The organism is Epilithonimonas sp., from assembly GCF_032054305.1.
Taxonomy (GTDB): Bacteria; Bacteroidota; Bacteroidia; order Flavobacteriales; family Weeksellaceae; genus Epilithonimonas.
In genome coordinates this window covers 218,292-230,173 of sequence record NZ_DAMBSX010000006.1, presented here as the reverse complement: position 1 = coordinate 230,173, position 11,882 = coordinate 218,292, and the positions used below count along the sequence as shown (strand labels likewise).

Here is an 11,882-nt window from a genome sequence, read left to right as displayed (position 1 = left end):
AGGTCACTTCCTCATTACGCTTTTCCCTGTTTGATTTGTGATATTTACTGATTGGACAGGGCACAAAAAAGAGGGCTGCAATAACCCTCTAAATTTTAAACAAAAAAAAATGCCAGTATTACGCTGCCATTTCCTCACAAGCCTTTGCACAAGCTCTGCACGCTTCTGCACATTCTTTACAATGCTCCATACCCATTGCAGCGTGTTTCTCACACTCTTCAGCACAAGCGTTGCAAATGTCAGCACATAGTTTGCAAATCTCTTTGCTAAATTTACCATCAAGACTTAATACGTTTGCTGCCGCTTGGCAAATAGCTGCACATTCCAGGTCTAACTGGATACATTTCTTTACGTGTGCAACATCATCTTCATTTAAACAAGCAATGGCACATTGGTTACAGATAGCTACGCACTTCAGGCAAGCCTCGATACACGATTGAAATTTTGTTTGTATCATAATATAAAATTTAAAAAATTAAGAAATAGATTTTATACTGTTTCTAACAAATATCAGTCCCTTGCAAAAGAAATGCTTTGTAAAATTCCTTGTTTGAATTGTAAGATTTACTGATTTGATATTTCGTAATATAAGGCTATATAAATAAAACCTACCTAATATTATTTCTGTAAAGAATTAGAATAAAAAAAACGACAGTCCCAATTAAGGAACCGCCGTTTTAGCAAACGCAATAAAGCTAAGTTCTACATTATTTTTTCAGTTTGTCGGCAGGAGGATTGTAATCAGACAATGTTGTTACCCTTACGGTATCAACCCCGGTAATATCCCAAGTGATAGGTATCATAGTCATATACTCACATTTCGGACACATATCACCCTCTGAACCTATCATTTCTTTATGACCGGGACAGCCTGTAATCAAATGTCCGTGGGCATCAATCAGCTCGCCTTTTTCGTTCCTGTCTTTTGCTGTAATTTTTTCGGCGGGTTTTTCAACCACCTGTTCCGTAGCGTGGTCGTGCCCGTCGCCCTCGGTGTGTGCGTGTCCGTCTTTTGCTGTTTTGGTATCGCCCCCGCAAGATGCTAAGAAAATCGCTAAGGAGGCAAATACGCCTATCAATAATTTGTTCACTTTCATTTCTATTTATTTTTTAGAGATTAAAAACTTGATTTTATTCCAGTAAGATTAATGATTATGATGGTCGTGTGCTGACGGTTCAGCCTTTACAATACATAGCACCGAATTATCGTGTAGATGTGCTGGTGTTTCCAACTGGATGGTAACGTGATGGATATTCATATGCTCTAATTCGTGTTCTACTTTACGAAGTAATATTTCACTTTCTTCGATAGTCATTTTTTCATTTACAACGGCGTGGCACGTAAGTGCATTCAATCCACTTGTAATTGTCCAAATATGCAGGTCGTGAATACTTTTAATACCATCGGTTTTAAGGATTTTTTCATTGACCTTATCCACTTCAACATTTTCGGGTGTGCCTTCCATCAATACGTGTACCGATGATTTAGTAACTAAATACCCACTTCTCAATACCAGTATCGAAACAATAACGCTTGCCAACGGGTCTGCCCACCCCCAACCGAAAAACATAATGAGCAACGCTGCGATAATTGCACCAACCGAACCGAGCATATCACTGATGACGTGCAGGTAGGCTCCACGCATATTGAGGTTTTCCTTTACGTCAGCACCACGCATCATTATCCAGGCTACAAGCACATTAACCAATAAGCCTACAATTGCTACAATGAGCATACCTCCTGATTGAATTTCCGGTGGGCTCTGAAAGCGTTCTATCGCCTCGTAAATGATATAAACTGAAATCAGGATAAGTGTTGCACCGTTGATAACTGCTGCAAGTATTTCAAAGCGCTTATAGCCGTAGGTCTTACTGTAATCGGCTATTTTACTGCTGAACTTAAAGGCCATCAGCGCAATGAAAAGCGATATTGCATCACTCAACATATGTCCGGCATCGGCTAATAAGGCAAGGCTGTTTGTCAGAAAACCTCCCACTACCTCCACTACCATATATGTAGTGATGATTACCAAGCTAATGGTCAGGGTCTTTTTATTCGCAGTATGCGAGTGGCTGTGTCCGTGGTCTTGTCCCATATTTACTTGTGATTATTGTTTCACTGCTGCAAATATCAGCAGCAAAACGTTTCTATCTATTTTAATATTCTTTGTGTGATTTATCGGTTTACTTCTTCCATTTCAAACGTAAACTGTTACTTACCACACTTACACTACTCAACGCCATTGCGGCTCCGGCAATCATTGGGTTTAGTAAGAAACCATTGATTGGGTAAAGAATACCTGCTGCAATCGGAATACCTATAAGGTTATAGATAAATGCCCAAAACAGGTTCTGCTTAATGGTTGATACGGTTTGTTTTGATAGTCTTATGGCTTGAGGTATTTTGGTAAGGTCTGATGAAATAATGGTCATCTTCGCCACGTCCATTGCGATATCCGAACCTTTACCCATTGCGATACTTACATCGGCAGTTGCCAGTGCTGTACTGTCATTGATACCGTCGCCAACCATTGCTACTACTTTGCCTTGCTGTTGCAGTTCTTTCACAAAATCAGCTTTGTGCTGTGGCAAAACTTCGGCTTTGTAATGCTTGATACCAGTTTGCTCGGCGATAGCTTTGGCGGTAGCCTCATTATCTCCCGTCAACATATACAGTTCGATATCCGCATCCTGCATTTCTTTGATAGCCTGTACCGATGTCTCTTTAATTTTGTCGGAAATAGCGATTACAGAAAGAGCTTGTTTACTGTTTGCAAACCATATAACGGTTTTAGACTGTGTGCCCCATTCGTCCGCCTGCTTTTGCAGTTGGTCGGCAATGGTAATGTTGTTTTCGGCTAACAGTTTTTTATTACCTACATAGTAAGTGTCGCTGTTGTAATCGGCTTTTGCGCCTTTACCTGTTATACTGTCGAAGTTTGATAATAAAGTTGTAGAAACGCCCTCCAAATTTTTCACAACGGCTTCCGCTAATGGGTGCTCCGATTGCTTTTCAATGCTCAATAAAACATCTTTCGTCGCATCGTCATTGTTCAGCCATTGGATGCCTGTAACCTGTGGTCTTCCCTCGGTAATCGTACCTGTTTTATCCAGCACGATAGCGTTTACTTTCTTCGCTAATTCCAAACTTTCCGCATCTTTAATCAGGATGCCGTTTTCTGCACCCTTACCAACGCCCACCATAATAGCGGTAGGAGTAGCCAAGCCTAAAGCACAAGGACAAGCAATAACCAATACAGTAACGGCTGCTAAAAGACCTTGTACAACACCATTCTCGCCTCCTAAGAAGAACCAAAGAATAAATGTCAGGATAGCAATACCGATTACTACCGGAACGAAAATACCTGCGATTTTATCCACCAGTTTTTGTACGGGTGCTTTACTTCCCTGTGCATCCTGCACCATTTTGATGATTTGGGCAAGCATTGTTTCTTTACCCACTTTTACCGCCTTGAACTGGAAGCTACCTTTTTGGTTGATGGTTCCGGCAAATACCTTTTCGTTTTCCTTTTTCAGTACCGGAACAGGTTCGCCGCTTAGCATACTTTCATCTACATACGAATTGCCCGATACAACTGTACCATCCACCGCAATTTTTTCGCCCGGCTTAACCAAAATAATATCGCCTGCGTTTACATCTTCGATGGCTTTTTGTCTTTCCGTGCCGTCTGCTTCTATTACGATAACCGTTTTCGGTTGCAAGCCCATCAGCTTTTTAATGGCTGATGAGGTATTGCCTTTGGCTTTTTCTTCCAATAGCTTGCCCAATAAAATAAAGGCAACGATTACGGCTGCGGCTTCAAAGTACACGTGTGCGTGTAAACCTCTTTGATGCCAAAAGTCCATAAACAGCATATTGAATACGCTGAATATATAGGCGATACCTGTACTCAATGCGACAAGTGTGTCCATATTGGCAGAACGGTGTTTCGCCTGCTTCCACGCATTGATAAAGAAGTCTTTACCTAACCATAAAACTACCGGAGTGGCGAATGCCCACATTATTTCATTACCGTAAGGCATATCCATAAAGAACATACCGATAATGACCACCGGTAGCGATAGGATTACTGCCCAAATGGTTTTGTTTTTAAGTTTTCTGAATTTTTCGGCGTGGATAGCTTCTAAAGTTTCCTGTTGCTTGCTCTCGTCTTCGAGCAATAGGTCATAACCGCCGTCCTGTACCGCTTTCCTGATTTGCTCGGAATTGGTTATATTCGGCAGGAATTCAACGTTGAGGTTTCCCGTACCGTAATTCACTTCGGCACTTACTACGCCCGGCGTATATTTTGCCATACTCTCGGCACTGCCTGCACAAGATGCACAGGTCATACCTAAAACGGGATAAGTCTTTTTAACAGTGGGAACGCCGTAGCCTAAATCTTTAATTGCTTTTACAGCTTCGCCTACTACCTCGTTATCATTAACGGTAATAGCCGCCCTGCGGTTATTTAGCTCTACTTTGTGGGTTTCTACGCCTTTTACCTGTGCCAGTCCTTTTTCGACGATTAATGCACAGTGCTCGCTTTCTACATCCTCTAAAGGAATGTAAATTGTTTCTTTATTGGTTGCCATATCTCGATTGCTTTATTTTCATAATGCAAAGGTGGCAACAATAAAGAGGAGTTCTATTGTGAAATTCTGGGTTTGATTTGTAAGATTTACTTAAACCTTATCCAGTGGCTTGCGCTTGTCTTCCCTTATCTGCTTGAAATGGCTCGGTGTAAGCCCTGTTACTTTCTTGAACTGGTTGCTCAAATATGCCACGCTCGAATAATTCATACGGTCGGCAATCTCGCTTAACGACAGCTCATCGTACACCAACAGTTCTTTTATCTTTTCTACTTTCTGTGCGATAAAGTACTTCTCAATGGTCGTACCCTCAATATCGGAAAACAGGTTGCTAAGGTAGTTGTAATCGTGGTGCAGCGCATCGCTCAACACATCCGAAAGATTGGTTTTCGCATCGTTGTCCTGATGGTGCACCAGGTCAATGATAACGTTCTTTATTTTCTCAATCATCCGGCTCTTCTTGTCGTCGATGACCTGAAAACCCAAAGGGTCTAAAACGTTTTCCAATGCCTCACGCTCTGCTGTGGTTAAATCTTTTTTAAGGATTATTTCGCCCAGTTTTATATTGGTAGCCTCTATGCCGAGTTTGTCGAGTTCGTTCTGAACTACGAGAATACAACGGTTGCAGACCATATTTTTGATAAATAATGTACTCATATTTCGCTAAATCACAATTCATTTTGTTGCATCAATACGCAACCACAAATTTAAGATTAAAAATTAAGTATTTATTGATTATGAGTGACTAAGTGATGCAAACGACGGTTTTCATAGGGGAAAATAGCTAAAATATTCCCCATTGTAGGGGAATATTGGCGGTTAAAGTGCTGTTTATTAATAACATTTGCTAAGGTACTCTGATATTGATAACGTAATCCTCCCTACTATGAGAAAGTTATTAGGAACTATTGTTACCGAAATTCAGGAGCAGGAACGGAAACTGTCAATTACGTGCTCGGGGCTAATTGAAGAGGCTTTTCAAATGACGGTCTTTCTTCAGGAGCTATTGGTTTCGGCAAAAGAATGTGTGCTAAGTTCGGAATTTGAGAACGATGCAAAAGAGATTGAGTTCTTTAAAATGATTAAGCCCCAAATCCTGGGCAAACTCATCTATTATAACAAGCTCTACCGGATAGAAACCTCGTGCCCGGTCAATAACGGGAAAATATATCATAACTATTTCTCGAACCATTTAACGGAGCTAAAGATTGAGTTTAGGGAACACATCTGCAACTCCCATTTTTATCGCTACTACCGTTCGGGCAGGGTGGATAAAGACCACGAATATTTTAAGCGTGGGCAGATAAACTACCTCGATGGGCTTAATAGTTACGTATTTGAAATCGACCCGCAATTCTCTACCTATTACGATTACAAAGTAGCCCGCATCCTCGCCAACGACCTCTTATACGCCTACCTCTTAACCAAAATCAGCCCCGAAGAAAATTCCGATACATTTTTCAGTAGCGCCAGCGAAATTAAAGAGCTATCCTGGACGGACAGCAAGAATGCTCTGATTGAGCTAACGTATGCCCTCTACGCATCAGGTGCTATTTCAGGAGGTAAGTTAGGCATCCGGAAGCTCACTGCTATTTCACAAGTGTTGTTCCGAATACCACTGACCGATGTGCATCACGCATTCCACCGTATGAAAACCCGTGCAGGCTCTCGCACCTTGTTTTTAGACCAGTTGAAACAAGCACTGGAAGAATATATGGATAAAGACTTATAAACACTCCATCAATAAAGGCTTTGAAAGCAATACGCATTCCGTATTGCTTTTTTTTGTGCCTGCGTTCGCCAATATATGGCAATTGGCGAACGGGCATATTTCCTTATCCCAAAATCGGAAAATCTGCCGAAACGCTTATTTAATAAGGCTTTCCGGCAAATTGTAAAATTTTCAAAAAACCGCTTTTTCAATTGGCAAGCATTGGCGGACAAACACTGCCACAATTCTGAATTTTGCCCTGTGAACATTAAACGACAGCGCAATGAATATAATAACAGTTGACGAAGAAGTGTGGCAGCACCTTAACGAACGGTTGAAAGCCATTAGCGAATATATCCTGAAACTGGAAGATACAAGCTATGATAGTTTGTGGCTCAACAATCACGAAGTCTGCCAGTACCTCCACATCAGCGAAAAAACATTGTGGCGTATGCGCACCAACGGGCAGATAGCCTTTTCAAAAATGTACGGGCAGTATTACTATACGATTGGTGCTATCAAGGAAATGCTTAACGCCAATGCCGTACAAACTACCGATGAGTATGTGGAGCAGCTTATGGCGAAAGGCAAAAGCTACATTAAACAAGGCAGAAAGCTAAAATCAGGTAATAAGTAAAAGTTTTGGGTATGAATATCGACAAAATGGAATTTGTGGCGTGGATGGAACGCATAATGGATAGGCTTGACATTCTCGGCAACCACATAGACGATTTACAAAAGAAGCGCAATAGCATAGACGGAGAAGAATTACTGGATAATCAGGATTTATTACAAATGCTGAAAATCAGCAACCGTTCCCTGCAACGGTATCGCTCCATCGGTAAGCTGCCTTACTATACCATCAGCGGAAAATTGTATTACAAACTATCCGATGTGCATCAGTTCATCAGGGAAAGTTTTAACCCGCCTTTGCCCAAACTGGATGCCAATAAGTGACAAACACTGCCTTTGAGTGCCACATAGTGCAATACGGTGCAGGCTTCCTTTACATTCGACAGCGAACTTTTAAAATTTTCAGAATATGAGTGAAGAAACAACTAATAAACAGGAAATGCCCGAACAGCTTTCGGACATATTACTCGTACTGGATAAAGAAAAAATGAAAATCCAGGCAGTGAAGAGTATCGACGAAAACGGGAAAATGGAAACCGTCGAACCCACGAAGAAAAACCAAAACCAGTTTATGCGTGTGGACAAAAGCGGCGATTTCTTTTCCAACTTCTTTTCCAATTTTTTCAGCCAGTTAAAGAACCCTACAAACTTTACTTTCTTCAAAGTACCCGCCCCTATTGCTGCTGAAAAAGCACAGGAATTACAAAAGCACGTAGATAAGCCCACTCCCGATGGCGAGAAAGTGCTGAAAGAACTCGAAGTAAAGGCAGAACCGCAACAGGACAAAAAACAAGAAAATCAAAATAATATGGCAACAGCACAAACAACAACGGAAACGAGTGAATATCGCTACAAGCCGGAGCAGATTGATTGGGACACAATGAAAAACCTCGGATTAAGCAAAGAGTATCTTGAAAAAAGAAACCTGCTTGACCCTCTATTAAGAGGTTACAAAACCAATGAACTCTTACCGATAGGCATTAACCTCGGCGGTTCTATTCTGCGCACGGATGCCCGCTTGTCTTTACAGCAAGCGGAAGACGGTAATGTTATCGTGGCAATACACGGTATCAAAAAAGAGCCTAACCTCCATTTTGAGTTTTTCGGTCACAAGTTTACGGACGAAGACAAGAAAAACCTGCTTGAAACGGGCAATATGGGGCGTGTAGTCAATTTGGTAAATTCTAAAACGGGCGAACTGATGCCGTCTATTATCAGCATTGACAGGCTTACCAATGATGTAGTGGCATTGCGAACTGATTTCATAAAAATACCTGATGAGTTAAAAGGTGTGAAACTGAATGACGAGCAAAAGCAAACCTTAATGGAAGGCAAACCGCTTTATCTGCAAGGTATGATTTCTACCAAAGGAACAGAGTTTTCTGCAATGGTACAGTTTAATGCGGACAAACGATATGTAGAGTTCCTGTTTGACAGAAGCAATAACCATCAGCAGGCGCAAACCAACCAACAAACCAATCAACAGGGCAATCAGCAGAATAATCAGCAAAGCCAACCGCAGGAAGCTCCGAAAACTTTCAGGGGCAAAGAACTGGACGATGAGCAGTACAACAAATTCAAAGCCGGGCAAACCATATATGTGGAATTGAAAGATAAAAAAGACCAACCCTACAAGGGTTATATCACTTTCGACAAAGATACCGGAAAGACCAACTTTGAATTTCCCGGTCAGTATAAAGCACGGGTAGAAACTGCCGAAACCCATAAAACACAGACTGCCGTTAATTCAGAGGGTAAGACCAATGAAGCAACCAAGAACATCAAAGAGCCTTTGAAGTCCGGGCAACAAAGACCGAAAAATGAAAAGCAGCAGGAACAACAAGAAAAACCCGAAACTCCTGCAAAATCCAAAGGCAGAAAAATGTAATACAGTATGAAAACAATTATAGCAGAAAAACCAAGCGTAGCAAGGGAGATAGCCGGCTTGTTGGGAGCATCTGAAAAAAAGGACGGCTACCTGACAGGTAACGGCTATTTTGTTACGTGGGCATTCGGTCATTTAATAGGACTGGGAATGCCCGAAGATTATGGGATTACGGGATTTGACAAAGCCGCTTTGCCTATATTGCCTAACCCGTTTTTATTGACCGTTCGCAAAGTCAAAAAAGATAAAGGCTATACTGCCGATGCTGGCGCATTAAAGCAACTGAAAGTAATCAAAGAATTGTTCAATAAAAGCGATAGCATTATCGTGGCGACAGATGCAGGTCGTGAGGGCGAACTCATTTTTAGGTACATTTATGAATACCTGAAATGCAACAAGCCGTTTGAACGCCTTTGGATTAGTTCGCTTACAGAAAAGGCAATTAGGCAGGGCTTTGACAACCTTAAAAACGGAAAAGAATTTGACGGGTTATATCAGGCTGCACAAGGCAGAAGCCGTGCCGATTGGCTTGTAGGCATCAACGCTACACAGGCGTTGAGCATTGCCGCAGGCAATGGTATTTACTCGCTCGGAAGAGTGCAAACTCCGACGTTGGCTTTGATATGCAAACGCTATCTCGAAAACAAAAATTTCTCTGTAAAGAAATATTGGCAGATACAATTGCTACATCACAAAGCACAGGTTGATTTCAAAAGTATTTCCGTTACCAAGTGGGATGAAAAGCATCTTGCTGATGATACGCTGAAAGCCATTCAGCGCAATGAAATTGCAACCGTTACATCGGTAGAAACCAAAAGCGTTACAGAACAACCGCCCTTGCTTTTTGATTTGACGGGCTTGCAAAAAGAAGCCAACAAAAGGCTGAAATTATCTGCTGAAGCAACGCTCAATATTGCGCAAAGCCTGTACGAAAAGAAGTTTATTACTTATCCCCGTACCGGAAGCAAATACATACCCGAAGATATGTGGGCAGAAATTCCCAACCTTGTGCGGGCATTGCAGAACCGTGAAGATTGCAAACAAGCCCTTACCAAAATCAAATGGGGACGGTTCAATAAACGTATCGTGAATGACCTCCGTGTAACGGACCATCACGGTTTATTGATTACCGACAAAGTGCCGTCTGTACTGAATGCAGATGAAGATAAGATTTACAATATGATTGCACTTCGCCTGCTCGAAGCCATATCACAAGCCTGTGTCAAAGAGATAACCGATGTATCATTGCAGGTGTTGCACTACGATTTTACGGCAAAAGGTTGTAAAATTCAGGAAGCAGGTTGGCGTTCCATCAAAGGAAGTTTTACCGATGATGGCGAAGAGCCAGTGCAGGAACTACCCGAACTGACTAAAGGCGATGAACTCAAAATAAAAGAAGCTGCCGTTTTGGAAAAGCAGACCAAACCACCAGTCCTTTATACCGAAGCCGGGCTTCTATCGGCTATGGAAACCGCCGGAAAAGAAATTGAAAACGAGGAAGAACGGAAAGCCCTGAAAAATATTGGTATTGGTACTCCGGCTACAAGAGCCGCCATTATCGAAACCTTGTTTACCCGTAATTATATCCAAAGGGATAAGCGTTCTTTAATACCTACAGAAAAAGGATTGCAGGTGTACGGGCTTGTTAAAGAACGCAAGATTGCAGATGTAGCTATGACCGCAGAATGGGAACTGGCATTGCAGAAAATTGAAAACAACGAAGCGGATGCCGGAGCATTTCAAAAGGAAATGGAAACCTATGCGAAATCTATTACCGATGAACTGCTGCAAACTTCTATTGCAAATACTAATCAGCCAAAATTGACCTGTCCGAAATGCAAAAGTCAGCAACTCATCATTCGTGACAAGATTGTGAAATGTTCTGATGAGGCTTGTAATTGGGTGCAGTTCCGTACCGTCTGCGGGGTACAAATCAGTATCGAAAATATTGTAAGCCTTATCAATAAGGGTAAAACGGCTTTAATCAAAGGAATGACGAGCAAAGCCGGAAAGAAATTCGATGCTTATATCGTGCTGAAAGAAAATGCAGAAACCTCCTTTGAGTTTGAAAAAAACAAAAGCAATAAGCGTAATGGAAAATAAATCGTCTATTATACCCAAAGAAATAAGGAACCTGATTTATACTATTCGGGGCAAACAAGTAATGTTGGATAGTGACCTTGCTGCCTTGTATCAGGTGGAAACAAAGAACCTCAACAAAGCCGTAAAACGGAATATCGAGCGTTTTCCTGCTTCGTTCTGCTTTCAACTGACTGAAAAGGAAGTTGAAAACTTGAGGTTCCAATTTGGAACCTCAAGTTTAAATTACGGTGGCAGACGTTATTTACCCTATGCTTTTACCGAACAGGGGGTTGCAATGGCATCTGCCATACTCCGTTCGGACATAGCGGTAAGAATGAGTGTTCAAATAATGGAAGCCTTTGTAGAAATGCGGCGTATGCTCATTAGCAATGCTTCTTTGTTTCATCGGCTAGATAATATTGAATTGAAACAACTGGAAGCCGACCAAAAATTTGAAGAGATTTTTAAGGCTTTGGAAAGCGACAAGCTGCACAGCGAAAAAGGTATCTTTTACAACGGACAGGTTTTTGATGCCTATGCTTTTGTTTCTGATATTATCCGTAGTGCCGGAAGTTCCATTATCCTGCTTGATAATTATGTGGATGATACGGTGCTTACTTTATTGGGTAAGCGCAATGATAATGTAACTGCCACTATCCTTACCAAAAGTATCAGTCACCAGTTACGGTTGGATTTACAACGCTACAACAGCCAATATACTGTAATAGATATTGAGATTTTCTCCGATGCCCACGACCGTTTTTTAATTATTGACAATACAGAGCTTTACCATATAGGGGCATCGCTCAAAGACCTGGGCAAAAAATGGTTTGCCTTTTCTCGAATGGATATTGAAGTCGGCAGGATGCTCCAAATCCTTAACAAGCCATAAAAATGAACCTCTGAATTTTTCAGAGGTTTTTTATTGTCCATTACGCCAAATACCGCCTCTCAAAGCCAAACCCTGCAACATTCACA

General features: G+C 41.5%; 11 protein-coding genes. 6 read left to right on the top strand and 5 right to left on the bottom strand.

Going from position 1 to position 11,882, the window contains the following annotated elements:
• Positions 1-118 precede the first annotated feature (118 nt).
• The 5 genes from RTX21_RS14530 to RTX21_RS14510 form a co-directional block, all read right to left on the bottom strand.
• A complete protein-coding gene (locus tag RTX21_RS14530) occupies positions 119-457 on the bottom strand; it encodes a four-helix bundle copper-binding protein (RefSeq protein ID WP_066436100.1) in 339 nt (112 codons plus the stop codon).
• A 250-nt stretch (positions 458-707) separates the two neighbouring features.
• A complete protein-coding gene (locus tag RTX21_RS14525) occupies positions 708-1,097 on the bottom strand; it encodes a hypothetical protein (RefSeq protein ID WP_066436101.1) in 390 nt (129 codons plus the stop codon).
• 48 nt (positions 1,098-1,145) lie between these two features.
• The gene (locus RTX21_RS14520) at positions 1,146-2,096 is read right to left on the bottom strand and encodes a cation diffusion facilitator family transporter (protein ID WP_066436104.1); all 951 of its coding nucleotides are present in this window, start codon (positions 2,094-2,096) and stop codon (positions 1,146-1,148) included.
• 88 nt (positions 2,097-2,184) lie between these two features.
• Entirely contained in the window at positions 2,185-4,596 is a 2,412-nt protein-coding gene (locus RTX21_RS14515) for a heavy metal translocating P-type ATPase (protein ID WP_066436105.1), read from the bottom strand.
• A gap of 90 nt (positions 4,597-4,686) precedes the next feature.
• Complete coding sequence (locus RTX21_RS14510) at positions 4,687-5,250, bottom strand: helix-turn-helix domain-containing protein (RefSeq protein WP_066436106.1); 564 nt, start codon at positions 5,248-5,250, stop codon at positions 4,687-4,689.
• Positions 5,251-5,479: 229 nt separating this feature from the next.
• On the opposite strand from RTX21_RS14510, the gene RTX21_RS14505 reads away from it, so the two are divergent.
• The 6 genes from RTX21_RS14505 to RTX21_RS14480 all read left to right on the top strand — a co-directional run bounded on the left by RTX21_RS14505 (position 5,480) and on the right by RTX21_RS14480 (position 11,796).
• Positions 5,480-6,325 (top strand): RteC domain-containing protein, encoded by an 846-nt coding sequence (locus RTX21_RS14505; protein WP_066436109.1) that lies wholly within the window; start codon positions 5,480-5,482, stop codon positions 6,323-6,325.
• Between the two features lie 262 nt (positions 6,326-6,587).
• Positions 6,588-6,941 carry a helix-turn-helix domain-containing protein gene (locus RTX21_RS14500; RefSeq protein WP_109568748.1) on the top strand — a complete coding sequence of 118 codons (354 nt, stop codon included), beginning with the start codon at positions 6,588-6,590 and terminating at the stop codon, positions 6,939-6,941.
• Between the two features lie 11 nt (positions 6,942-6,952).
• Positions 6,953-7,261: a helix-turn-helix domain-containing protein gene (locus RTX21_RS14495; RefSeq protein ID WP_002978404.1), complete on the top strand. Its 309-nt coding sequence runs from the start codon at positions 6,953-6,955 to the stop codon at positions 7,259-7,261.
• An 85-nt stretch (positions 7,262-7,346) separates the two neighbouring features.
• Positions 7,347-8,825, top strand: coding sequence for a DUF3945 domain-containing protein (locus RTX21_RS14490; RefSeq protein ID WP_213189188.1), 1,479 nt, complete (start codon positions 7,347-7,349; stop codon positions 8,823-8,825).
• Between the two features lie 6 nt (positions 8,826-8,831).
• A complete protein-coding gene (locus RTX21_RS14485) occupies positions 8,832-10,925 on the top strand; it encodes a type IA DNA topoisomerase (RefSeq protein ID WP_213189189.1) in 2,094 nt (697 codons plus the stop codon).
• Positions 10,915-11,796: an ORF6N domain-containing protein gene (locus RTX21_RS14480; RefSeq protein WP_109568747.1), complete on the top strand. Its 882-nt coding sequence runs from the start codon at positions 10,915-10,917 to the stop codon at positions 11,794-11,796. Before RTX21_RS14485 ends, RTX21_RS14480 begins: the two co-directional genes overlap by 11 nt.
• Positions 11,797-11,882 lie beyond the last annotated feature (86 nt).